This is a genomic window from Actinoallomurus oryzae, assembly GCF_039541955.1.
GTDB classification, from domain to species: domain Bacteria; phylum Actinomycetota; class Actinomycetes; order Streptosporangiales; family Streptosporangiaceae; genus Actinoallomurus; species Actinoallomurus oryzae.
Genome location: NZ_BAABHF010000048.1, coordinates 83489 through 108524 on the forward strand (window position 1 = coordinate 83489; position 25036 = coordinate 108524).

Below are 25036 nucleotides of genomic sequence, written 5' to 3' on the forward strand. Positions count from 1 at the left end.
CGTCAGCCCGTTCCGTCGAGGGCATCGTCGCTGAGCGTGTGCCGGACCTGCCCAGGCCGTCCCGTACCAGCGGGAAAACGGTCGCGTTTACCGGTCTCGGCCACTTGGGGGATCATCAGCACGCACCCGATGGTAGTCGTCTGCGCTCCATCGTGCCCGATGTGACGGAATCAGCCGGTTCCGTACACCGCGACGTTCTGTACGCGGGCCTTGAACTCGCCGATGTTGGGCAGCTTGGTGAAGTAGAGCGTGACGTAACGACCCTTGGCCTGCTTGCCGTTCAGCGTGAAGGAGCCGACCGCGTCACCGGTGTCGGTCTGCTGCGTGCCGGAGGTCGGGGAGTCGCCGATGTGCAGCTCCACGGTGCCCGGCGTGCCCGGGGGCATCGACACCTTGACGTTGGAGACGGAAACGGTCTTGCCCATGTCGAGGACCAGCCCGATGCCCGACCGCAGCCTGCCGAAGTCGGCGCCGTTGTAGTGCTGGGTGGTCCAGTAGCTCGACTTGTTGTCGTCGGTGGCCTTGCCCAGGTCGCTGTTGGCCGAGCTGTCCGCATGGGGCCCCCGGTTGTAGGCCAGCACCTTGCTGACGGGGAGCTTCTCGGTCGCCGCCTTGGTGGCCGGGCTGGTCTTCGTGCCGGCCTTGGGGTTGGTGCCGTTGTCGTCACCACCGCCGAGCTGGGACAGGCCCCAGCCGCCGAGCGCGATGATGACCAGGACGCCGACGATGATCGCCGCGAGCACGGGCCGGCTGATCGAGCCGCCACCGCCGGAGGAGGAGTGCCGGACCGGCGCCTGGCGCGGAGGCTGCGCGGACCGCTGGGGCCGGTGCGTGGCCTGGGTGCGGGCCTGCGGCGGGTCGGGCACGGTGCGCGAGAGCGGGTCGACCGGAGAGGTCGTCGTGCTCGTCGAGCGCGGCTGGTCGGGCCGGTTGATCACGCCGGGCGGCGTGGAGCCCGCCAGCGGCACGAAGGGCAGCGGGGAGCGCGGCACCCGGCTCAGGGCGGAGACGAACTCCGACGGGGCGCTCAGCGGCTCCTGACCGGCTCGTGCGGGGATGTGCAGCGCCCGGCAGGCGATGTCGTCGAGGTCGGGCGGCACGCCGGGGCGGACCTGGGAGGGCGGCGCCGGGCGTCCGTCCGGGCCGCTCGGCGCGGCCGGCAGCTGGGTGCCCTCGGCGCCGCACCAGTGCCCGGTGAGCGAGGCGTACAGCAGCTCTCCGAGCCCCTGGGTGTCGTCGGCGGCCGGCGTGTCGGAGACGGAGCCGGCGAGCACGGCCTCGACGCCCAGGCCGGTGACCTTGACGGTGCCGCCGCTGGTCCAGACCAGGTTGTGCGGCGTGATGCACAGGTGGGCCAGGCCCGCGCTGTGCGCCGACGCGAGCGCCTCGGCGGCCTCCATGAGGAACGCGGCCGCGCGGCCGGGCTCCATCGGGCCCTCGGCGAGCAGGTCCTCCAACGTCTCACCGGTGACCCATTCGCTGACGACGTAGGCGTTCTCGCCGCTGTCGTCCGCGTCGAACACCTGGGTGAGGCGGGGGTCGGTGAGCCGGCTGGCGGCACGGGCGGCGGTGACCACGTCGTGCACCCGGGGGAAGCCCGGGGCGAAGGTCAGCACCGCGACGGGGCGGGCGAGGATCTCGTCTGTCGCCTTCCAGAACGTGGAACCACCCGCTTCGCTGACACGGTCGTCCAGACGGTAACGACCGGCGAGGCGGGTGCCGGGTTCGATGACGGACGTGCTCAACGCGGCGTCCGGCGCAGGTAATCGCGTCCCATATGTGCCGTGGCTCCCTTACGCCTTCGACCCTCCCTCGATGCCTCGTGGGCGGTGTTGTGCGTGCCCCCGCCCTTAGGTAGGACGCTCGAGGAGCGTCTTCGGATTACTACCCGTAGACGGTTGCGCTCTCCCACCATACGGGCACCCTCTCCTAACTCGAGACACGTCCGGGCAACCTGCGCATCACGGTTCCCGTGAGCGTTTCCACCTCGGAGATCCGCATTCGACGCGCAACCAGCACATACAGCACGGCGGCCCCCGCGCCTCCGATGGCCAGCGCCGCCACTGAGGTGATCAGCCGATAATAGAAAAGTTTGAAGAACAGTTCGTGGACTCCGAGAGCGAACACGAACGCCGGCACGGTCGCCACCGCGATCTTGGTGTGGGTGCGCACCATCCGCCCCGCGCCGAGCCCGCCCAGCCGCCGCCGAAGGATCGTCGCCGACACCAGGCAACCGACCGTCCAGGAGATGCCGAGCGAGATCGCGATGCCCTCGACGATCATGTCGGTGGGCAGGATCGCGTAGCCGACGAGGCCGAGCGTGATGCTGATGACGATGGTGCCCATCGCCATCAGCGCCGGCGTACGCGTGTCGGCCAGGGAGTAGAAGACCCGCAGCAACAGCTGCTGTACGGCGAACGGCACCAGGGTCAGCGCGAACGCCTGCACGACGTTGGCGATCATCAGACCGTCGGCCAGGCCGGTCGCGCCGTGCGCGAAGAACGCGGTGACCAGCTCAGGGCTGAGCGCGAACAGCAGCGCCGCCGACGGGATGATGATCACCGAGGTGAGGTTGAGACCCGAGGCCAGGTCGTCGCGGACCAGGTCCGTGCGGTTCTCGGCGGCGTGCCGGCTCATCCGCGGCAGCAGCGCCGTCATCACCGAGACGCCGACGATCGCGTACGGGAGCTGGAACAGCAGGTAGGCGTTGTTCCACGGAGTGAGCCCGACGCCGTAACCGAGGTGCTCGTGCTCCCCCCGCACCCCGGCGCGTACGGCGATGTTGGTGTTCACCACGAAACCGACCTGCATGATCGCGACGTACAGCAGGGTCCACAGGGCCATGCCGCCGACCGGGGCGAGCTCATCGCGACGGAAGTCGAAGCGTGGCCGAAAGCGGAAGCCGACCTTGCGCAGCGAGGGCCACATCGCGACGGTCTGGACGACGATGCCCAGCGTGGTGCCGCCCGCCAGGAGAGTGACCTCGTTGTTGCTGATGCTGGACGGCGTGACGCCCGGGCCCGCCACGAGCAGGAAAGCGCCGCCGATGATGATCACGACGACGCTGTTGAGCACCGGTGTCCACATCGGCGCGGCGAAGCTGCCGCGGGCGTTCAGCGAGGCGCCGGCCAGTGCACCGACGCCGTAGAAGAAGATCTGCGGCAGGAAGAACAGCGCGAAGATCACGGCCAGCTTGTGCTGCGCGGGCGTGAAGCCGCTGGCGTACAGGTCGACGAGCAGCGGCGCGCAGACCATCGCGATCGCGGTCAGGGCCAGCAGGCCGCCGAGCACGATCGTCAGCAGCCGCGCCTCGTACTCCTCGCCGTACCTGCGGTCCTTCTCCAGGGCGCGGACCAGCATCGGGACGTGCACCGCGGTGAGGATGCCGCCCAGCAGCAGGTCGTAGACGACGTTGGGGAAGGTGTTCGCGACGTTGTAGACGTCGCCGAGCGGCCCGGTGCCCAGCGCGATCACGATGACGGCGTTGCGGACGAAGCCGAGCGCGCGCGACGCCACGGTGCCCAGCGCCATGACGGCGCTGGACTTCAGCAGGCCGCCGACGCGGGAGCCGGAGGATCCGGCCTGCTCCGCCCGGACGTCCTCGGCGGTCTCCATGATCTGTGTGCTCGGGTCGACGATCGGAATGTCCGGCAGCGTGCTCGCCGCCTCCGATCGGCCCGGCTCCAGGTCACTCAACGGACTCCTCCGCTCGCTCGGCTCTGCGGCGTACGACGCGTATGGCGACGCCGACGAAGAGTACGGCAAGTGAGACGCCGGTGATGAGCAGCGCGGTTCGCCCGTACGCGGTCGTCCGTACGTGCAGCACGTGCGGACCCGTGCCGAACGGGCGGCCGTCCGGGGCCAGGAGCTCGAGGTTGACATAGGCGATGCCGTTGGCGGACGCCTTCATGTCGAGGGTGACCTGGTCCTTGTGCCCGGGTTCGAGCCTCAGGGTGCGGTTGACGGAGTCCACTCGCAGACGTGTCTTGTTCTGTGAGTAGGCGCGCAGGGTGACGACGACGGTGCCGTGGTCGAGCCCGTTGGAGATGGTGATCGCGGTACGGCCCGACCTGCCCGCCATCGTGATGCCGTCGTTCAGCACCTTGATCTTGCCGATGTCGTGGTCGAGTTCGTCCGTGAGCGTGTCGCGCAGTTTCGTGCCCTTGCGCGACTGGCCGTTCCACGCCGAGGACTCGGTGCGGGCGATGCCGAGGGTGAAGCCGCTGGCGGCCGAGGTGAAGATCGAGGTGAACTGCCGGACCCTGGAACGGAGGTCCCGGACCTGGCGCAGGTAGTTCTTGCTCAGGCCGGAGTCCTTCTGCGCCTGGAAGACGCGGCCGGCGGCCGGGGTGTTCTCCGCCGCGCCCAGCGGCACGGCCTGCATCCAGGGCATCTTGGAGGTGTAGTACAGCACCGCCTTGGCAAAGGCCGGGCTGGGGTTCCAGCGGCGCGGCGGAGTGATGACGATGGTGCGGGACTTCTGGGGCGCCTCACCGGTGATCATGGCGGTCTCGGCCAGGAACCGCTGCTCGGCGGCGATCGTGCCGCCGGGCTCGGTCGTGGGGGTGGCCAGGATCTTGCGCAGGGTGTCGTCGTAGGCGACGAGCCTGACGTTCGTGCCCGAGACCATCTTGTGCGCGACCGGGTCCACGGTGTACGTCGCGGCGCGCGAGTCCGGCAGCACCGAGCTGCTCAGCAGGATGGTACGAGAGCCACTGGCGACGAGCGAGGAGAGCGTGGCCTGGTCGGCGAGGCCGTCCGGGGGCATCGCCACCTCCGGCGTCGCGCCGCTCAGGCCGGCCGTGGCGAGCGTGCGCGTGCCCTGCTGGGCGGCGAACTTGACGTCGTCGCTCATGCCGTGCTGAGCGAGGGCCATCACGTCGGGATCGGCGTACGGCGTGGCGATGAGACGGTCACCGGGGGCGGTGACCGCCGCGTGCAGCGATCGCAGCCAGTCGTTCGCCGCCACGCTCTGGGGCCGGGACGTGCCCTTGATGGAGTAGCCGTCGGTGTCGCCCATGCGGGTCGCGTCTTCGACCAGGCTCGGGTCGAGGAGCCAGCTCACCTGGGTGGTCGTCCGCGCCGCGGCGGCGACCAGATTCGACAGGCGGCCTCCGGAGCCGAGCTGGCGTTCGAGGCCGTCATCGACGAACGTGGAGTCGTCGGCGCGGTGCGGCTGGTCGATGATCGGCCAGACCCAGGCCACCTTGGTCTTCTGGGGAGAGCTGCCCGCGGGGTAGTAGGTGACGAACGTGCGCACGTGGCCGAGCACGGTGCCCGCGGCGCTGAGCACCTCCACCGAGATCGGGTAGACGCCGAACGTGCTCAGGCCCATCTGCCGTACCTTGAGCGACACCGACCAGGACTGCTGGCCACCGACCGGCAGGCTCGCCGCGGCGAGCCGCTGCGGCCCGGCCTGCTGCGGGTCCAGCCCCTTTCCGTCGGCGTACGTCTCCAGCTCGCCGCGGTTGGCCATCGGCTGCGAGCGGAACCGCAGCCGTACCGAGACCCGCTGGTACCCGCTCTCGGACTGGTTGATCATCCGGCCGGTCACGTGCAGAGTCGAGTTCGCCCGGAGGTACCCGGCGGGATGGATCGAGGACAGCTTCACGCTGACGGGGGACTTGGGCGTGGGCTCGCGGTCCCGTGAGGCGCGCCCCTGCGAGGCGTGCGATGAGGCGTGAGTGTGCGCGGAGGACGGCGTCGGCTTCGGTGCCGCGGCGAACGCCGGTGCTCCGCTGAACAGCAGAGGCAGGACCAGGGCGATGAGTCGTCTCACGTGACGGCCACGAGGATCTCGGGTACGTGGGCGACGAGCCGGCGCTCGTCGGCGTGGGCGAGGCGGCCGGCCACCTCGGCGAGCGGGACCCAGGCGACCTCGGCGACCTCCGGGTCGGTGTCGGAAAGGACCCCGCCGGTCGCCAGCAGCAGGTGGTGGTGCACGGTCTTGTGGACCCGCCGGTCTCTGGACGGTGGGGCATGACGGGCATGACTCGCGGAGAACCAGTAGTCGATGGAGCCCAGGCGAGCGACGATCCGGCCGCGGATGCCGGTCTCCTCCTCCACCTCGCGCACCGCCGCCTCCTCGATCGTCTCCGCGCCTTCGATGTGTCCTTTGGGCAGTGACCACCGCAGTCGGCCATCACGGTCGTACCGGGCGATCAGTGCAGCTCGCGCGGCGCCCGCGATGTCGACGACCAGGCCGCCCGCCGACGTCTCCTCGTGATGAGGACCGGGCGGACCGGCGAGCCGTCGACGATTACGCGGGCGGGGCACGGCGTTATGGTAGTAGCCAGGCATGCGTAATCGGTCATTGCTCGGGGTGATTTCGCCGGGCCGTACCGAGAGTCCGCGCCCCGGGAGGTCGGTCGGGGCTGGTTGGTCGGGGGAGATACGGCGGCGGACAGACTTCGCTGCCTGGGATCTCATCGCGCTGCACCCCGTATCGGAACAAATGAGGACCGGCAGGTAGGCGATTCCTGTTTTGCCTGCCACCTGCGAGGATCTACGCTCGATTGCCGTGTCGAACGAACTGACCTCCAATCCGGCCGCAGCGATCAGCGAACTGCTGAGCCGCGTGGCCCCCCTCGCCAACGATCTCGGCCGGGTCTTCGCCGCGGCCGGCCACGAGTTGGCGCTGGTCGGCGGCCCCGTACGCGATGCTCTGCTGGGGCGTCCGGTCAGCGACCTCGACTTCACCACCGACGCCCACCCGGAGCGCATCCTCCAGATCGTCAACGGCTGGGCCGACGCGGTGTGGACGATCGGCATCGAGTTCGGCACGATCGGCCTGCGCAAGGGCGACCACCAGATCGAGATCACGACGTACCGCAGCGAGTCCTACGACCCGAAGTCGCGCAAGCCGGAGGTCGCGTACGGCACGTCGCTCACCGAAGACCTCGCACGCCGCGACTTCGCGGTGAACGCCATGGCCACCCGGCTGCCCGGACACGAGTTCGTCGACCCGTACGGCGGGCTGGCCGACCTGCGGGCCAAGACGATCCGCACGCCCGGCCGCCCGGAGGACTCCTTCGGCGACGATCCGCTGCGGATGATGCGTGCGGCCCGGTTCGCCTCCCAGCTCGGCTTCACCGTCGAGCCGGCGGTCGTGGCGGCCATGACGGAGATGGCCGGCCGGATCGAGATCGTCTCGGCCGAGCGGGTCCGTGACGAGCTGTCCAAGCTGCTGACCGGGGCGCACCCGCGCCAGGGCCTGTCGCTCCTGGTCGACACGGGCCTGGCCGCGCGAGTGCTGCCGGAGCTGCCCAAGCTCCGGCTGGAGATCGACGAGCACCACCGGCACAAGGACGTGTACGAGCACTCGCTGATCGTTCTGGAGCAGGCGATCGCGCAGGAGAAGGACGGCCCGGACCTGATCCTGCGGCTGGCCGCGCTGCTGCACGACATCGGCAAGCCGAAGACCCGCTCGTTCGTCGACGGCGGCCGGGTCACCTTCCACCACCACGAGGTCGTCGGCGCCTCGATGAGCAAGGCGCGGCTCACCGCCCTGCGTTACCCCAAGGACGTCGTCGCGGACGTGTCGCGGCTGGTCGAGCTGCACCTGCGGTTCCACGGGTACGGCACGGGCGAGTGGACCGACTCGGCGGTGCGGCGCTACGTACGCGACGCGGGTCCCCTGCTGTCGCGGCTGCACAAGCTGACCCGCGCCGACTGCACGACGCGCAACAAGCGCAAGGCGGCGGCGCTGGCGCGCACCTACGACGACCTCGAACGCCGGATCGCGCGGCTGGAGAAGGAAGAGGAGCTCGCCAAGATCCGTCCTGAGCTCGACGGGCACGAGATCCAGCAGATCCTCGACCTGAAGCCGGGACCGGCCGTCGGCCGGGCCTACAAGTTCCTGCTCGACCTGCGCCTGGACCAGGGGCCGATCGGCAAGGAGGCGGCAGCGAAGGCGTTGCGCGAGTGGTGGCGTGACCAGGGCTGACCGGCCCTGCCATCATGGGGACGCATGTCCGCCGACGAGCTTCTCGCCTTCGACCGTGAGCACATCTGGCACCCGTACTCCCCCATGCCCGCCACCACGCCGGTCCATCCGGTGGTCTCGGCCCAGGGCGTACGCCTGACGCTGGCCGACGGCCGTGAGCTGGTGGACGGCATGGCGTCGTGGTGGGCGGCGATCCACGGCTACCGGCATCCCGTCCTCGACGCGGCGGTGACCGGGCAACTGCGGGACATGGCGCACGTGATGTTCGGCGGGCTGACGCACCCGTCCGCGGTGCACCTGGCGCGGCTGCTGATATCCCTCACGCCGGAGCCGCTCACGAAGGTGTTCTTCGCCGACTCCGGATCGGTGTCGGTGGAGGTCGCGATCAAGATGGCGTTGCAGTACCAGCGTTCGCGCGGACGCGGGTCGAAGTCGCGGCTGCTGACGGTGCGCGGCGGCTATCACGGCGACACGTTCGGGGCGATGGCGGTGTGCGACCCGGTCGGCGGGATGCACCACGTGTTCGCGGATCTGCTGCCGCGCCACGTGTTCGCGCCGCCGCCGCCCAGCGCGTACGAGCCGGGGTACGCCGCGGAGCTGTCGCGGCTGGTGGCGACGCACGCGGACGAGCTGGCCGCGATCATCGTGGAGCCGGTCGTGCAGGGCGCCGGCGGGATGCGCTTCTACGATCCGGCGTGGCTCGGGCTGCTGCGCTCGCTCGCGGACGAGCACGACGTGCTGCTGATCCTGGACGAGATCGCCACCGGCTTCGGCCGTACGGGCGCGTTCTTCGCCTGCGAGCACGCGGGCGTGTCGCCCGACATCATGTGCGTCGGCAAGGCGCTGACCGGCGGATACCTCACCCTGGCGGCGGCTCTGTGCACCGACCGGGTGGCGCGGGGGATCAGCGAGGGCGAGGCGGGAGTGCTCATGCACGGACCGACCTACATGGCCAACCCGCTCGCGTGCGCGGTCGCGGTGGCATCGATCGAGCTGCTGCGCGAGCGCGACTGGCGGACCGAGGTCGCCGCCATCGAGAAGGGGCTCACCGAGGGCCTGGCGCCGGCCCGGGCCCTGCCGGGCGTGCGCGACGTGCGGGTGCTGGGCGCCATCGGGGTGATCGAGATGGTCGAGGAGGTGGACGTCGCGGCCGTCCAGGAGACGGTGATGCGCGAGGGCGTATGGCTCCGCCCGTTCCGCAACCTCATCTACACGATGCCCCCGTACGTCACCGAGCCCGGCGACGTCCACCGCATCACCACCGCCATGGTCGCCGCCGCCCACACCTGATCAGACATGCAGGATGGGATACGTCATGTCCGGAGTCATCCGCCCGAGCAGACTTGCTCATGGGCTCAGGTCACTACCGGCGGTGGCAACATTCCTCTGGTTTCTGGCGCCCAGCCAGTACGCCGCCGCAGCCATGGCGTAACCGCAGCCGATCAGCATCAGGACGCCGTACGACTTACCGTTCGGCGGCAGGATGATCGCGGCGACCGCGAAGCCCGCCACGTACAGGCCGTTGAAGATCATGTCGTAGAACGAGAACACGCGGCCCCGGTAGGCGTCCGAGATGATCGTCTGGACGATCGTGTCCACGCACAGCTTCACGCCCTGGGCGGCGAGGCCCAGCAGGAAGCCGCCGACGATGAACGGGAACGCCGCGAACGGCGCGCCGAACACCACCTCGGCCACGGCCGCGAAGGCCAGCTGCACGGTGATCCACACTTCCTTGCTGATCCGCTCGGTGACCAGCGGCGTGACCACGGCGGCCAGGAAGTAGCCGGCGCCGGAGACGACGAGGGCGAGCGCGAAGCCGCCCATGCCCGCCTCGGCGCTGCCGGTGAAGGTGTTGCGGAACAGCAGCACCGTCATGATCGTCGTGATGCCGTACAGGAAGCGGTGCGCCCCGATCGCCCCGAGGGCGAACGCCGCGGGACGGCGGTCGCGTACGTGCCGCGCGCCGTCGAGCAGGCCGCGCAGCACCCGCCGCACCGCCTCACGAGCCTCCGGGCGGGCCGTCCGCAGCTCGGGGCCGAGCAGGTCGCGGCCGAGCCTCGTTGCGATGGCCGACGTCGCGACGTACGCCGCGGCGGCACAGAACAGGATCAGCGCCGTGCCGTGCCGGTCGGCGCCGAACACCAGCCGCAGCAGGTAGCCGACACCCGCGCCGACGAAGGAGGCCATCGTCCCGGAGGTGACCGACACGGCGTTCGCGGTGATCAGCTCCTGGCGGCCCACCACGTGCGGCAGCGCGGCCGACAGCGCGGACAGGAAGAACCGGTTGACCCCCAGCACCAGGAGCGCGGCGAACAGGAACGGCCCCTCGCGGCGCGCGTACACCAGCAGCGCCGCGGTGACGACCAGCAGGAGCGCCCGGATCAGCGGTGCGTGGACGAGGATCTGCCGGCGCCGCCAGCGGTCGATGAAGACGCCGACGAACGGCCCGAGCACGGAGTAAGGCAGGAGTAGCACGGCCGCCGTGACGGCCGCCTCCGCCGCCGTCGCCTCCTGCTCGGGGGAGAACAGGACATACCCGGCGACACCCACCTGGAACACGCCGTCGGAGAGCGCGGAGACGATCCGCGTCGCGAAGAGTCGGCGAAAGTCCCGCCCTTTGAGGACCAGCCGCAGATCCGACGCGTATGACACCAGCACAGCGTAGGGCAGCGGAACGCGAAGCGGCCGGTCGCCCCAGTACGGAGGCGACCGGCCGCGTGGCGAGAACCAGCGTCAGGAGAGCCGGACGCGCGGGTCGAGGAAGGAGTAGACGACGTCGACGACCAGGTTGCCGAGCACCACGAAGAACGAGGCGATCAGCACGACGCCCATGATGACCGGCAGGTCGCCGTTGGTCAGCGACTGGACGGTCATCTGGCCGATGCCCTGCAGGCCGAAGACGGTCTCGGTGACGAGCGTGCCGCCGATCAGGACGCCGATGTCGACACCCGCCTGGGTGACGACCGGCGTCAGGGCCGACCGCAGGCCGTGCCGGTAGATGACACGCCGTTCTCGCAGGCCCTTGGCGCGGGCGGTGCGAATGTAGTCCTCACCGAGCACGTCCAGTAGCGAGCCGCGGGTCAGCCGGGTGTAGATGGCCGACTGCAGCAGCGCCAGCGTGATCCACGGCATGATCATGTGCTCGAACCACTGCACCGGGTTCTCCCCGAGCGGTTTGTACTGGGTCTGCGGGAAGATCTGCAGCTTGACCGCCAGAACGTACTGCAGGGTCATACCGACGATGAACGCCGGCATCGAGATTCCCACCAGCACCGACAGGGTGATGCCACGGTCGAGGAGCGTGCGGGCGCGTGTCGCGCTGATGACACCGGCGACGAGGCCGGCCGCCAGCCACAGGACGGCCGCCCCCAGGATCAGGGACAGGCTGGCCGGCAGCGCCTGCTTGATCATGCTGGTGACCGAGGCCTGCGTGGCGAAGGAGTAGCCCAGGTCGCCGTGGAGCAGCCGCGTCAGGAAGTGCCAGTACTGCACCGGCAGCGGGTCGTCCAGACCCAGCCGGTGCCGGACCAGGGCGAGCGTGGCCGGGGTCGCGGACTTGCCGGCGAAACGGGCCGCCGGGTCCTTGGACGTGGCGAAGAACAGGATGAACACGCCCAGGGTGACGATCCACAGGACCAGGATTCCGAAGAGGATCCGTCGGATCAGGAAACGAAACATATCGGTGTTCCCTACTTCCTCTTCTTCTTCCGATTGGCCTTCTGCGCCGCGAACAGCCGCTCGGCCCGCGGGTCGAGAGCGTCCCGTACGGCGTCACCGAGGATGTTGAAGGCCAGCGTGGTGATGAGCAGGAAAAGCGCCGGGATGAACAGCGTCCACCACGCGACCGTGTACGTCTCGGTCGCGTCGGAGAGCATGTTGCCCCAGCTCGGCGTGCGGGGGTCGATGCCGGCGCCGAGGAACGACAGCGTCGACTCGAAGATGATCGCGGTGGGGATCGTCATCGACCCGAGCACGGTCACCGGCGCGATCAGGTTGGGGATCACGTCGATGAACATCGTGCGGACGCTGCCGGCGCCGAGCGACCGGGCCGCCTCGATGAACTCCCGCTCCTTGATCTGCAGTACCTGCCCTCGCACGATCCGGCCGATCGAGGCGAAGGAGAAGAAGGTGATGACGAAGATCGTCAGCGGGGTACTGGCGCCGAAGGCCGCGGCGAGCGCGATGGCGAACAGCAGGTACGGGAACGACAGCGTCACGTCCATGAAGCGGGCGAGGATCGTGTCGATGGCGCCGCCGTAGTAGCCGGCCGCCGAGCCGATGATCACACCGAAGATGACGGCGAGGAGCGTGGAGACCAGGCCGACGAGAAGCGAGATCCGGGCGCCGTACACGGCGCGGACGAGGATGTCGCGGCCGAGCCGGTCGGTGCCGAGCGGGTGGTGGCCGTTAGGGCCGACCGGCAGGCCGTCGGCGGTCTGGCCCAGCTTGCGGTCGCCGAAGTCGGGGGCGTAGCCCACCCACTTGGCGATGAGCGGCGCGATCAGCGCCATGACGATGAGCAGGACGATCACCACGATGGCGGTCATCGCGGCCTTGTCCTGGCGGAGGCGGGCCCAGGCGAGCTGCCAGGGGCTGCGGCCTTCGATCTTGCGTCCGTCGGGCTCCTCGCTCGCGGGCGGGACCGAGGCCTCGGCTTCGAGATCAGTGAGGCTCATGATCGATACCTATGCGCTCGGGAGCGTGGGCTCAGTGGACAGCTGCTCGATCGCCGCTTCCTCGGTGGCGAGGTTCTCGGCCGGATCGACGGGGTAGTGACACGCGGTCACGTGGTCCGCGGTGTCGCCGTCCCGTGCGGTCAGCTCAGGTACGAGCTCGACGCAGTTCGGCTGTGCCTTCGGGCAGCGCGGGTGGAACCGGCAGCCGGACGGCGGCCGGATCGGCGAGGGCACGTCGCCGGTGAGCACGATGCGCTCCCGGCGCTCGGCGGCGTCGGGGTCGGCGATCGAGGCCGCGGAGAGCAGCGCGTTGGTGTACGGGTGACGGGGCTTCTCGTACAGGTCCTCGCCTTCGGCGTACTCGGCGATCTTGCCGAGGTACATCACCGCGACCCGGTCGCTGACGTAGCGCACGACCGACAGGTCGTGTGCGATGAAGACGTAGGTCAGGCCGAGCTCTTCCTGCAGGTCCTTCAGCAGGTTGATGACCTGGGCCTGGATCGAGACGTCGAGTGCGGAGACCGGCTCGTCGCAGACGATGAGCTTCGGCTTGAGGGCCAGCGCCCGCGCGATGCCGATGCGCTGCCGCTGTCCGCCGGAGAACTCCGCCGGGAACCGGTTGTAGTGCTCGGGGTTCAGGCCGACGAGCTCCATCAGCTCCTGGACGCGCTTCTTGCGGTCGGCGCCCGACGCGATGCCATGGATGTCGAACGGGTCACCGATGATCGCGCCGACCCGGCGGCGCGGGTTCAGCGAGCCGTACGGGTCCTGGAAGATCATCTGCACGTCGCGGCGGAACGGCTTGAGCTGCCGGCCGCGCAGCTGGGAGATGTCCTGGCCGTCGAAGACGATCCGGCCCTTGGTGATGGGATGCAGGCCGGTGATGCAACGGGCGAGAGTCGACTTGCCGCAGCCGCTCTCACCCACGATGCCGATCGTCTCGCCGCGTCGGATCCGCAGGCTGACGCCGTCGACCGCGTGCACGCGGGCGACCTCGCGCTTGAAGATGATCCCTTGCCTGATCGGAAAGTGCTTGTAGACGTCGTCGATCTCAACGAGGACGTCCGCGTCCTGACTCACTGCGCCTCCCCGGCGTCCACGACGGTAGCTGCGGGCGAATCCGCCGACCGGCCGAGCTCGGCGGCCTCCTGCCGCAGGCGGTCGGCCTCCGCGTCCAGACCGGCGGCCTCCTTGGGCAGCCAGCACGCGGAGGTGTGCCCCAGGTCGGGGAAGCCGTCCTTGTCGCCCACGGCCGTCAGCGGCGGCTCCTCCGGAACACAACGGTCCATGACGTATTCACACCGGGGGTGGAAGGCGCATCCCGTCGGGAGGTTGATGAGCGAGGGCGGCTGCCCGGCGATCGGCTTGAGCCGCGTCTTGGCGCCGGTCGAACCGGGGATCGATTCCAGCAGGCCCTTGGTGTACGGGTGGTGGGGTCGGTAGTAGAGCGACCGCCGGTCCGCGTGCTCGACCGGTTTGCCGCCGTACATCACCAACACGTCGTCGGCGAGGTCGGCGATCACACCGAGATCGTGCGTGATCATGATGAGCGCGGTGTCGAACTCACGCTGCAGCCGCAGCATGAGGTCGAGGATCTGGGCTTGGACGGTCGCGTCGAGCGCGGTGGTCGGCTCGTCCGCGACGATGAGCTTCGGGTTGAGCGCGAGCGCCATGGCGATCATCGCGCGCTGACGCATACCCCCGGAGAACTGGTGCGGGTAGTCGTTGACGCGCTGGCCGGGCTCGGGAATGCCGACCATGCCGAGAAGTTCGATCGCCCGCTTGCGGGCCTGGGCCTTGGTGACGTCCGGCTCGTGCTGCCGGATCATCTCGACGATCTGCTTGCCCACCTTGTAGAGCGGGTGGAGGCTCGACAGGGGGTCCTGGAAGATCATCGCGATCTCCTTGCCACGGACGCGACGAAGCTGCTCGTCGGTCATGGCCAGAAGGTCCTGGCCCTCGAAGAGGGCCTCCCCATCGATCAGAGCGCCTGCCGTCAGGCCAAGAAGCGTCTGGGTCGAGACGCTTTTCCCGGATCCTGACTCACCGACGATCCCAAGTGTCTTTCCTCGCTCGACGGTGAACGACACTCCGCGGACGGCCTGGACCAATCCGTCAGATGTGTCGAAAGAGACCTTTAGGTCTCGAACCTCGAGAAGGCTCATGTCCTCCCCTTCGAAAAACTAGCGCCTCATCTAAGAGCCACAGCATGTCTACCTGATAACGGCTCTGCCTGCGACATCACCGTCTAGCGAGTACGCGGCCCGGCTCACTTGAGCCGTCGTACAGCACTGCGGCCGGGCTCGCCGCCACCGACGCGCCCGGCCGCCATACTCGCTGTGGTGCGTCAGCTACCGGAGCTGATCCACAGGTTGGTGTAGTCGAACTGCTGAGCGATCGGCAGCCACGTGGCGCCCTTGACCCTCGAGGAGTGGTACCACGGGGTCTTCTGCGCCATGAAGGGCACGATCGCCGCGTCCTTCATGATCTGCTGGTCGGCCTGGTGCCAGAAGTTCGCGGCCTCGTCCGTCGTCTTGGCGGTGAGGGCCTTGTCGATGAGACCGTTGGTGGTGGGGCTGTTGTAGTCACCGTAGTTCGAGGTGCCATCGGCCCAGTTGCGGCCGTCGAACAGCGGGGAGATGACCGCACGGCCGTTGTTGCCGAACCAGTCCGGCACCCAGCCCGGAGCGGCGACGTCCCACTTGCCGGCGAGCGTGTTGTCCGTCTTCTGCAGGAACTGCGTGTAGAAGTCGGCCTGCGGAACCGGCACGCCCTCGACGGTGATGCCACACGCCTTCATGTCCTGCGCGTAGCTCTGGAAGATCGCCGGGTGGTTGCCCGCCTGGCGGTAGGCGGCCTTGACCTTGAGGCCGTTCGGGTAGCCGGCCTCGGCGAGCATCTGCTTGCACTTGGCCGGGTCACCCTGGCTGCCGTTCGTCGGGTACAGGTTGTAGTCCTGGTAGCCGACGCTGTCCGGCGGGATGATGGTGTTCAGCGGCGTGTTGTACTTCGGGCCACCGTAGATGCGGGCCAGCGCCACCTTGTTGATGGCGTACTCGATCGCCTGCCGCACCTTGAGCTTCGACATCGCCTTGTTGGCGTTCGGGCTCCGGAAGTTGAACACCAGGTACGGGTTGGAGACCGGCGGGCCGTTGACCGTCAGGTTCGGGTCGTTCTTGGACGCGAGCCGGCCGAGCGCCGACGCCGGCACCGGCTGGTCGAGGGAGATGTCGGCGTTGCCGCCCTCAAGCTGCTGCTGGACGGTCTCGGGCGACTCCTGGCCCTCGGTGACCTCGATGCGGTCCACGTACTGGTGGCGCAGCGGGTCGGTCTCCTGCTTCCAGTTGGTGTTCTTCTCCAGCACGATCTGCTTGCCGGGGTTGAACACCGTGACCTTGTACGGACCGGCCGACACCAGGTGACGGAACTGGTCCGGGCTGCCCGGCACGTACTTGTAGTACTCGACCGGCACGGCCGACGCGAAGGTCATGCCCAGCAGGCTGATGAAGTCCGAGGCGGGCTTGGTCAGCGTGACCTGGAGCGTGTAGTCGTCGAGCGCCTTGACACCGGAGATGTCGTGGCTGTTCTCGTAGTTCTCGATGCCCTTGGGGTCCTGCTGGAGCTTCTTGTCCTTCAGGAACGGGTCGCAGTACGACTGCATGCCCTTGATGTTGGGCACGTAGTAGTTCGGCGCACCGACCGGGGAGGCCGGGTTGCACATGTGCTTGAAGGCCCGCACGAAGTCGCCGGCGACCATCGGCCGCGGCGGCTGCGAGTCCCACATGATGCCCTGACGGACCTTGATCTTGTAGGTCAGGCCGTCCTTGCTGATGCCGCCGTTCTCCGCCGTCGGCATCTCGGCCGCAGCGTCCGGCACCGGGGTGCTGGCCGCCTTCGGGTCCTTCGACGCGGGGTAGGCGAACAGCTGGCGCGAGTAGGTCCGCTGGAGGGCGCTTGAGACCGTGCTGTAGGCGCTGGTCGGGTCCAGGTTCTCCTGACCACCGGCACCGACGATCTTCAGCGTGCCGCCCTTCTTGGGCTTGCCGTCATCAGAGCCGCCGCCGCCACCACTGCCGCCGCCGCAGGCGGCAAGGCCGACAGCGAGCGCGCCGATGGCGGCCGCTGCCTTTAGCCCCGTCGTTCTACCAGTCATGTACGCCCTCCTCCGGCCTTGCGGCCGTCTTACGCTATGGGGTCAAAGCATGCCGGGGCAGGCACGCCTCAAGGTGCGAGAACACCCTGAGCCGGAGTCACTGTCCAGCTCAGATTGGTAAAGAGTGGGACTGGTTACTCAACCGTTCAGATCGCGAGACAAGCCCGTGACAACGTGACGACATACCGTTAATGGGGCATCGCACTACGTGTCGCAAAAACCTGGGGGAGTCCTGGCCGGCGTATCCGCTCTGGTCGAGCCCTTTCCTCTCTCGCATTCCCGTTGCGACAGACGGCCGACGCTGGAGCGCCTGAGATAAGGCCTTGGCGTTCTAGCAGGTCACGGCCGTCCATCAAGGGGATTGTAGGCCGGTCGCCCCAGAACGCCGACATCAGGAGGCCCGCACGCGCAATCGCGTGCGGGCCTCCTGGGGCGTCGCGGAAGCCACCGCTCACATCCGCGGTGACGGTGACTCTCCGCTCACCGGCGTCGCTACCGTTCGTATCCTCGGCGCGGCAGCTCGCTCGTTAGCGCTCGTTACCGCTCGTGCTTTCGGTCGCGGTAGCTCCTCACTCGCTTCGCGGGCGGCTCGTACCTCACCACCCACTCCGCTCGCTCGTTCGCTACCGCTCGTGCTTCCGGTCGCGGTAGCTCCTCACTCGCTTCGCGGGCGGCTCGTACCTCACCACCCACTCCGCTCGCTCGTTCGCTACCGCTCCACCTTGCCGGCGATGAAGTCTTCGACCGCCTGGTGGGCCTGGTCGTCGTTGTACTGGACGGGCGGCGACTTCATGAAGTACGAGCTCGCCGACAGGATCGGGCCGCCGATGCCGCGGTCCTTGGCGATCTTCGCGGCGCGCACCGCGTCGATGATGACGCCGGCGGAGTTCGGGGAGTCCCAGACCTCGAGCTTGTACTCCAGGTTCAGCGGCGTGTCACCGAAGGACCTGCCCTCCAGGCGGACGTAGGCCCACTTGCGGTCGTCGAGCCACGGCACGTGGTCGGACGGGCCGATGTGCACGTCGGCCTTTGCCATCTCGTGCGGGATCTGCGAGGTGACCGACTGGGTCTTGGAGATCTTCTTGGACTGGAGGCGCTTGCGCTCCAGCATGTTCATGAAGTCCATGTTGCCGCCGAAGTTGAGCTGGTACGTGCGCAGCAGCTCGACCCCGCGGTCCTCGAACAGACGGGCCATCACACGGTGCGTGATGGTGGCGCCCACCTGGGACTTGATGTCGTCGCCCACGATCGGGACGCCGGCGTCGGTGAACTTCTGGGCCCAGGCGGGGTCGCTGGCGATGAACACCGGCAGCGCGTTGACGAACGCGACCTTGGCGTCGAGGGCGGCCTGTGCGTAGAAGCGGTCGGCCTCCTCCGAGCCCACCGGCAGGTACGACACGAGCACGTCGGCCTTGGTGTCCTTGAGGACCTGCACGACGTCGACCGGGGTCTCGTCGGACTCCTGGATGATCTCGCGGTAGTACTCGCCGAGGCCGTCGAAGGTGTGGCCGCGCTGTACGGTCACCCCGGACGGCGGGACGTCGCAGATCTTGATCGTGTTGTTCTCGCTGGCCACGATCGCCTCGGACAGGTCGCGGCCGACCTTCTTGGCGTCCACGTCGAACGCGGCGACGAACTCCACGTCACCGACGTGGTAGTCACCGAACTGGACGTGCATCAGGCCGGGAACACGAGTGTCGGGCGAGGCGTCCTTGTAGTACTCGACTCCCTGGACGAGCGAACTCGCGCAGTTGCCGACACCGACGATGGCGACGCGCACTGAACCCATGCGGGGTGCTCCTTTTTCTCTTGATGCCGGGACGCGCTCGCGTCTCTCAGCGGTTCTCTTCCTCTTGTTGCTGTGCGCGCTCGCGCCCGATCAGCTCGTTGAGCCACCGGACCTCGCGCTCGACCGACTCCAGCCCGTGCTGTTGCAGCTCGAGCGTGTAGTTGTCGACTCGCTCCCGAGTGCGGGCCAGCGCGGCACGTACGCCCTCCAGCCGTTCCTCGAGGCGGCTGCGCCGGCCTTCGAGAATCCGCAGCCGTACGTCGGCGCGGGTGTGGGCGAAGAAGGCGAAATGCACCCCGAAGCCCTCGTCCTCCCAGGAAGCGGGGCCCGCCTCGGAGAGGAGCTCCTGCAGGCGCTCCTTTCCTTCGGCGGTGAGCTTGTACACGATCTTCGAACGGCGGGTCGCGGCGGGCCGGACCACGGCGGGCTCCTGGTCGTCCTCGGTGATCAACCCCTGTTCGAGCAGCTGCTTCAGACAGGGGTAGAGCGAGCCATAGGAGAAGGCGCGGAACATGCCGAGCAGAGCGTTGAGCCGTTTGCGCAGCTCATAGCCGTGCATCGGGGACTCGTGGAGCAGCCCGAGCACTGCGAGCTCGAGCTCGCCACCCTTGCCTCTCATGCACCCCTCCGTCCGACCACTCGCCTCGATGTATCGCTCGAATGTATCGAACCGATACATCAGAACGATACGGCGACGGGTAAGCGGCCGCAAGCGCCCACGCGGACGGGGTTTCCGTGACTCGGGCGAGAGAGGAGCGAGCCCGGGGCTGGGGCCGGCCTTGCGGTGCGTCGTACTCTGCTGGCATGTGGTCGCAGCGAATGGTCGTCGACTACGGGCTCGCCCGGCGGGCCACCCTGTCCGACCTGTTCTCCGGCGGGCTGACCGTCGACGACGCCTGCGACGCGCACCCGTACCTCCTGAGGGCCGCCAAGTACCACGGGGAGCCGACCGAGAAGGTGTGCCCCGTCTGCCGGAAAGAGCGGCTCACGCATGTGACGTACGTCTACGGTGACCAGCTGGGCCGCTACGCCGGACGCGTCAAGGCCACCCCGGAGCTCCAGCAGATGGCCCACGAATTTGGGGAGTTCCGGGCGTATGTGGTCGAAGTGTGCCAAAGTTGTGGCTGGAACCACTTGACTCTCTCGTACGTACTAGGGCATGGGGAGGCCCCCTCCGACGAGGGCAGAACCGCACGCTCGTAGCCGCGTTCCGGCGTGGAAACCCCGAGTGGTGGTCTCGGTCGCTTGCCCACCCCAGTACTGTCGGACGGATTGACCGCCGTACCCCAGTGAACGAGGTCGCGTGAGTTACGGAAGCGATTACGGGCCAGAGTACGGGCAGCGGGGACGAGAACGGCCCACCCCACCGACCCGACCGCAGACGCCGGTCGGGCGGTCGGACATGCCATCCCTGCCCAGCGGATCGCCCGCAGGGGGCCTCGAACGCTACGGAGGCCCGCCCCGCCGCGGTGACGGCCCGCCACGGCGTCCTGGCGGTCCGGGGGGACGTCCCGGCGGTCCTGGAGGCGCCGGTGGTCCCGGTGGCCCGGGGCGGCGGCGCGCCGCCAACGGCGGCACCGGAGGAGGCGGACGCGGCCCGCGCGGTGGCGAGCCCCCCGCGACCGGCTGGCGGCGCTTCATGCCCTCCTGGAAGCTCGTGCTCGCCACCATGGGCATCGGCACGCTCGCCAGCATCTGCATGTTCGGTGTCGCGTACGCCATGGTGAAGGTGCCCAAGGTGAACGCCGACGCGACGATCCAGGGCTCGACGATCTACTACAGCGACGGCAAGACCGTGATGGGCAAGATCGGGTCCTCCCGCACGATCGTTCGGTTCGACCAGATTTCGCCGGCCATGCAGAACGCCGTACTGGCTGCGGAGGACCGCAAGTTCTACTCCGAGTCGGCGATCTCCCCGACCGGCATCGCCCGCGCCATGGCCAACAACCTGGCCGGCGGTGACACGCAGGGTGGCTCGACCATCACCCAGCAGTACGTCAAGAACGCCTACTTGAACCAGCAGCGAACGATCACGCGTAAGTTCAAGGAACTGTTCATCGCCGTCAAGGTCGGCAAGCAGCAGGATAAGCAGACTATCCTGCAGAACTACCTCAACACCATCTACTTCGGGCGTGGCGCGAACGGCATCGAGGCTGCGGCCCAGGCCTACTACAACGTCCACGCCAAGGACCTGACGGTCCAGCAGGCCGCAGTGCTGGCAGCCGCGATCAAAGAGCCGGACGATGGCTCGGGAAGCACGTACTACGACCCGCGTAGCAAGGGCAAGCAGCACGCCGACGCCATCGCGCGGTACAACTTTGTGCTCGACGGCATGGTCAAGATGGGGAAGCTGTCCCCGGCCGACTACGCCAAGTACAAAGACCATCCCAAGATGACGATCGCTCGCAAGGACTCCGAGACCTACGCCGGGCAGAAGGGCTACCTGCTCCAGCGCACGAAGAACGCCATGCACAACATGGGCATCTCCGACGCGGATCTGGAGACCAAGGGCCTGAAGATCTACACCACGTGGGACCAAGGGCTGCAGGCGAAGGCCAAGACGGCGGTGGAGCACACCCTCACCGCGAACCATCTGCCCAGCGACACCCGCGTCGGTCTCGTCTCGATCGACCCCAAGAACGGTGAGATCAAGGCGGCGTACGGCGGCAAGGACTACCTGAAGCGGTACGTCGACGACGCCTTCTACGCGACGGCACAGGTGGGTTCGGGCTTCAAGCCGTACGTGCTCGCCACCGCGCTCAGCCAGGGCATCGGGCTCAAGAGCCAGTTCGACGCGACCGCGCCCGCCTGGATCGACACCAAGGGCGACCGGGTATCGCCCGGCTCCTCCAGTGACGCGTTCCAGGTGCACAACGACGAGGGCAACCCGACGAACCCGATCGTGGACCTGATCACGGCGACCCAGATGTCCTACAACACGGTCTACGTGCCGCTCGGATACAAGGCGGGCTCGGACAATGTCGAAAGCCTCGCCGAGAAGGCCGGGCTGCCCGGGGACGCGATGAAGCCGCACGTCGGCCAGGCAGGTTTCTTCCTCGGCCAGTCCTCGATGAGCGTGCTGAACCAGGCGACCGGGTACGCCACGATCGCCAACGACGGTGAGTACATCCGTCCGCACAGCATCCGCCGTGTCCTGGACGCCCAGAGTCACCCGTACTTGCAGTCGAAGTGGAAGGACATCGAGCACAGGCGGGCGTTCAGCGCCGACGTCGCGCACGACACGCAGTTCGCCATGCAGTCCGTGGTCAAGACGGGCGGCACCGGCTTCCGGGCCGCGTTGCCCGGTCGGGAGGTCGCCGGTAAGACCGGTACCACCAACGAGAACAAGGCCGCCTGGTTCAACGGCTTCACCGCGAAGCAACTAGTGACCTCGGTCGGCATGTGGCGATACGACGATCCGATCTCCAAGGGCAAGCACAAGCGCGCCGGCCGCTATCTGCCGATGGTGGGCATCGGCGGAATTCCGAGGGTCAACGGTGGCGACTTCCCGGCGCGGATCTGGCACGACTACATGAGCGCCGCGCTGCAGGGCAAGGAAGTCACAACCTTCCCGCCGCCGGCGTACGTCGGCGACGATCAGGCGTTCGCCACGGCGAAGCCGACCACGAAGCCGACGCCGGAGAACACCCCGACGCCGACCTGCCTGCCGAACCAGAGCCCGATGAGGGACAACTGCAAGCCCGGCGACGGCGGCAACCAGAACCCGAACTGCACTCTGCACCCGACCCGGCCGAACTGTCCGGAGACCTCGCCTCCGGCATCGCCGACCTGCAAGCGCATCGTCGGCTGCGAGTCGCCGCCGGACGGGAACAACAACGGAGGACAGGGGCCGAACGCCCGCGCCGCGAGGCCGATCGACGAATAGCCTGACCGTTGATGCAGGAGCCCCAGGTCACCGACGGGGCCGGAGGAGCCGCGCGCTCCTCCGGCCCCGCCGCCGTACGCACCGGACCCTGGCACGCGGTGCCCGCGCTGTTCGCCACGACCGTCGTCGTCTCGCTTCTCGGCTACCTGCAGAAGCTGCCCTGTCGCGGCGTCGGGTTCGACTTCCTGCCGACGGTGCGCAACGCCTGCTACACCGACATCTATCCGCTCTACTTCGGGCGCGGCCTCGCCGACGGCAAGATCCCCTATCTCGACAAGATCCCTGAGCCGGTCGAGTACCCCGTGCTCACCGGCGGGTTCATGCACGTCATGGCGGTGATCTCCCGCTGGTTCGGCGGGCCGGACGCGGTCTCGCGCGGCATGTGGTTCTACGACCTGACGGCCGTGGCGCTCATGCTCTGCGCCGTCGTCACCGTCATCGCCACCGCGTACTCCTCGGGGCGGCACGGCCTGCGCGCCGGCCTGCTCGTCGCCGCCTCGCCCGCGCTGCTGCTGTCGGCGTACATCAACTGGGACCTGCTCGCCGTCGCGCTGTCCGCGCTCGCGGTCGCGGCCTGGGCGCGCCGCCACCACGCCACCGCCGGCGTGCTGCTCGGCCTCGGCGTCGCCGCCAAGTTCTACCCGCTGCTGTTCCTCGGGCCGCTGTTCCTGCTGTGCCTGCGCGCCGGCCGGTGGCGGGAGTTCGGCCGCATGCTCGCCGGGGCCGTCATCGCCTGGCTCGTCGTGAACGTGCCGATCATGCTGGCGGCCTTCGACAGCTGGAGCCGCTTCTACACCTTCAACCAGGAGCGTCCGGTCGACTGGGGCTCGATCTTCTTCATGGCCGGGCGCGAGGGCCTGTCGTCGGTCGACAAGGTGCCGACGCTGAACCTCATGGGTGAGGCGGGGTTCGCCGTGCTGGCGCTGCTCATCGCGCTGCTCGTGCTGCTCGCGCCGCGGCGCCCCCGGCTTCCTCAGGTGCTGTTCCTCGTGCTCGCGGCGTTCCTGCTGACCAACAAGGTGTGGTCGCCGCAGTACGTCCTCTGGCTGCTGCCCGTGATCGCGCTGGCCCGGCCCAAGCTGCCCGCGTATCTGGTCTGGCAGGCCGGAGAGATCGTCTATTTCTTCGGCATCTGGTGGTACCTGATGGCCGGGTCGCTGGAGCAGCCGGGAATGGGCCTGTCCGAGACGCTGTCGGCCGTGCTGTCCGGGCACGCGCCCGCCGGCGGCATCAACGACAGCGTCTACTACATCGCACTGCTCGCCCGGTTCCTCACCGTCCTGATGCTCGCCGCGCTCGTCGTCGTCGACATCCTGGTGCCACGGCTCGACGTCGTTCGCCGCGACGGCGTCGACGACCCGGCCGGCGGCGTCCTCGACGGTGCCGAGGACCGGTTCGTCCTGCTCCGGCGCCCGGCACCTCAGGCCGCGTGAGTGGCCGTTCGCACGCGTGAGGGCGCCGGTCTCCTCCCCGGTCTCGATACCGACCGGGCCGCGCTGGGCGCCTGGGCCGGCACCCGCCTGGGCGTGCTCGTCCTGTCGGTCACGGTCGCGGCCGTCTGGTCGTACGGGGACCTGAAGGATTCGTTCCTCGGCCGGTGGACGCAGTGGGACGTCGACCTGTTCATCGAGATCGCCAAGTACGGCTACCGGGGCGATCCGAGCCAGCCGCAGGACGCGGGGCTGCCGGCGTTCTTCCCCGGCCTGCCGATCCTGATCCGCGGCGTCCACTACGTGATCCCGAGCTGGGAGCTGTCGGCACTGCTGATCAGCCTCGTGGCCGGGGCGGTGGCGACGGTCGCGCTCGCGCGGCTCGCGCGCCTCACCGGCCCGGGCACCGGCCTGAAGGCCGTGATGGCGCTGCTGCTCAGCCCGTACGCGGTGTTCCTGTTCGCGGGGTACTCCGAGTCGCTGTTCCTGGCCTTCGCGGTGCCCGCCTGGCTGCTGGCCCGGCAGCGCCGCTGGGAGCCGGCCGTCCTGTGCGCGATGGGGGCGGCGTGCGTACGCGTCACCGGGATCTTCCTCGCGCTGGCGCTGATCGTGGAGTTCCTGGTGGCGGACCGGCGATGGCGGCTGACGCCGTGGCTCGCGCTGCCGTTCGCACCCGTGGCCGCCTACGCGCTCTACCAGTGGCGGCGTACGGGCGACTGGCTGGCGTGGCAGCACGCCCAGCAGGAGGGCTGGGGCCGGTCGATGGCCTGGCCGTGGGACGCGTTCCGTACGACGTGGCAGGCGGCGTTCGGGGAGTCCAACGAGTTCTCCGGAGCCTTCCGGGTGGAGATCGTCGCGGCGGTCGTCGGGGTCGCGCTGACCTGCTGGCTGCTGGCCCGGCGCCGCTGGTCCGAGGCCGTTTATGTCGGGTTGCCGCTCGCCTCGCTCCTGACCTCGGCGTTCTACCTGTCGATCGGGCGGGCGGCGCTGCTGTGGTGGCCGCTCTGGCTGGGCATCGGCAGGCTGCGGTGGCCGGCGTACGCGGTGGTGCTCGTGGTGTTCGTGCCGCTGCTCACCGAGGAGGTCATCCTCTTCACCTCCGGCCACTGGGCGGGCTGAGCCTTCCGAACCGGCGTCTGCGGGCGCATGATCGGGGT

Annotated in this window: 18 protein-coding genes; 6 read left to right on the forward strand and 12 right to left on the reverse strand. The window is 68.8% G+C overall.

Annotation, left to right across the window (positions count from 1 at the left end; translation table 11 throughout):
* Positions 1-170: 170 nt before the first annotated feature.
* From ABEA10_RS39810 to ABEA10_RS39825, 4 genes are all read right to left on the reverse strand, one after another.
* Positions 171-1745: a protein kinase family protein gene (locus tag ABEA10_RS39810; protein WP_345473042.1), complete on the reverse strand. Its 1575-nt coding sequence runs from the start codon at positions 1743-1745 to the stop codon at positions 171-173.
* Positions 1746-1929: 184 nt separating this feature from the next.
* Positions 1930-3696, reverse strand: coding sequence for a murein biosynthesis integral membrane protein MurJ (gene murJ / locus ABEA10_RS39815; protein ID WP_345473043.1), 1767 nt, complete (start codon positions 3694-3696; stop codon positions 1930-1932).
* Positions 3689-5779 carry a DUF6049 family protein gene (locus ABEA10_RS39820; protein WP_345473045.1) on the reverse strand — a complete coding sequence of 697 codons (2091 nt, stop codon included), beginning with the start codon at positions 5777-5779 and terminating at the stop codon, positions 3689-3691. The genes murJ and ABEA10_RS39820 overlap by 8 nt, the downstream gene beginning before the upstream one ends.
* On the reverse strand, positions 5776-6276 hold the full coding sequence (locus tag ABEA10_RS39825; RefSeq protein ID WP_345473047.1) for an NUDIX domain-containing protein: 501 nt from the start codon (positions 6274-6276) through the stop codon (positions 5776-5778). The genes ABEA10_RS39820 and ABEA10_RS39825 overlap by 4 nt, the downstream gene beginning before the upstream one ends.
* A 244-nt stretch (positions 6277-6520) precedes the next feature.
* Here ABEA10_RS39825 and ABEA10_RS39830 point away from each other — a divergent pair, with 244 nt between their 5' ends.
* Together ABEA10_RS39830 and ABEA10_RS39835 are read left to right on the forward strand one after the other, a co-directional pair.
* Entirely contained in the window at positions 6521-7945 is a 1425-nt protein-coding gene (locus tag ABEA10_RS39830) for a CCA tRNA nucleotidyltransferase (RefSeq protein WP_425551023.1), read from the forward strand.
* A gap of 24 nt (positions 7946-7969) precedes the next feature.
* Positions 7970-9235, forward strand: coding sequence for an adenosylmethionine--8-amino-7-oxononanoate transaminase (locus ABEA10_RS39835; RefSeq protein WP_345473049.1), 1266 nt, complete (start codon positions 7970-7972; stop codon positions 9233-9235).
* Between the two features lie 57 nt (positions 9236-9292).
* Here ABEA10_RS39835 and ABEA10_RS39840 read toward each other — a convergent pair whose 3' ends face one another.
* The 8 genes from ABEA10_RS39840 to ABEA10_RS39875 all read right to left on the reverse strand — a co-directional run bounded on the left by ABEA10_RS39840 (position 9293) and on the right by ABEA10_RS39875 (position 19182).
* Positions 9293-10597 carry an MFS transporter gene (locus ABEA10_RS39840; RefSeq protein WP_345473051.1) on the reverse strand — a complete coding sequence of 435 codons (1305 nt, stop codon included), beginning with the start codon at positions 10595-10597 and terminating at the stop codon, positions 9293-9295.
* 81 nt (positions 10598-10678) lie between these two features.
* Positions 10679-11623: an ABC transporter permease gene (locus ABEA10_RS39845; RefSeq protein ID WP_345473053.1), complete on the reverse strand. Its 945-nt coding sequence runs from the start codon at positions 11621-11623 to the stop codon at positions 10679-10681.
* An 11-nt stretch (positions 11624-11634) separates the two neighbouring features.
* Entirely contained in the window at positions 11635-12621 is a 987-nt protein-coding gene (locus ABEA10_RS39850; RefSeq protein WP_345473055.1) for an ABC transporter permease, read from the reverse strand.
* A 9-nt stretch (positions 12622-12630) separates the two neighbouring features.
* On the reverse strand, positions 12631-13701 hold the full coding sequence (locus ABEA10_RS39855; RefSeq protein ID WP_345473057.1) for an ABC transporter ATP-binding protein: 1071 nt from the start codon (positions 13699-13701) through the stop codon (positions 12631-12633).
* Entirely contained in the window at positions 13698-14786 is a 1089-nt protein-coding gene (locus ABEA10_RS39860) for an ABC transporter ATP-binding protein (RefSeq protein ID WP_345473059.1), read from the reverse strand. Before ABEA10_RS39860 ends, ABEA10_RS39855 begins: the two co-directional genes overlap by 4 nt.
* A gap of 182 nt (positions 14787-14968) precedes the next feature.
* Complete coding sequence (locus tag ABEA10_RS39865; RefSeq protein ID WP_345473061.1) at positions 14969-16774, reverse strand: ABC transporter substrate-binding protein; 1806 nt, start codon at positions 16772-16774, stop codon at positions 14969-14971.
* 709 nt (positions 16775-17483) lie between these two features.
* Complete coding sequence (locus ABEA10_RS39870; RefSeq protein ID WP_329248716.1) at positions 17484-18563, reverse strand: inositol-3-phosphate synthase; 1080 nt, start codon at positions 18561-18563, stop codon at positions 17484-17486.
* Positions 18564-18609: 46 nt separating this feature from the next.
* Positions 18610-19182 carry a PadR family transcriptional regulator gene (locus tag ABEA10_RS39875; RefSeq protein ID WP_329248714.1) on the reverse strand — a complete coding sequence of 191 codons (573 nt, stop codon included), beginning with the start codon at positions 19180-19182 and terminating at the stop codon, positions 18610-18612.
* Positions 19183-19367: 185 nt separating this feature from the next.
* On the opposite strand from ABEA10_RS39875, the gene ABEA10_RS39880 reads away from it, so the two are divergent.
* The 4 genes from ABEA10_RS39880 to ABEA10_RS39895 all read left to right on the forward strand — a co-directional run bounded on the left by ABEA10_RS39880 (position 19368) and on the right by ABEA10_RS39895 (position 24998).
* On the forward strand, positions 19368-19766 hold the full coding sequence (locus tag ABEA10_RS39880) for a DUF5318 family protein (RefSeq protein WP_329248711.1): 399 nt from the start codon (positions 19368-19370) through the stop codon (positions 19764-19766).
* A gap of 436 nt (positions 19767-20202) precedes the next feature.
* Positions 20203-22449, forward strand: coding sequence for a transglycosylase domain-containing protein (locus ABEA10_RS39885; RefSeq protein ID WP_345473065.1), 2247 nt, complete (start codon positions 20203-20205; stop codon positions 22447-22449).
* 11 nt (positions 22450-22460) lie between these two features.
* Positions 22461-23882, forward strand: coding sequence for a glycosyltransferase family 87 protein (locus tag ABEA10_RS39890; RefSeq protein WP_345473067.1), 1422 nt, complete (start codon positions 22461-22463; stop codon positions 23880-23882).
* Complete coding sequence (locus tag ABEA10_RS39895; protein ID WP_345473068.1) at positions 23883-24998, forward strand: mannosyltransferase family protein; 1116 nt, start codon at positions 23883-23885, stop codon at positions 24996-24998.
* Positions 24999-25036 lie beyond the last annotated feature (38 nt).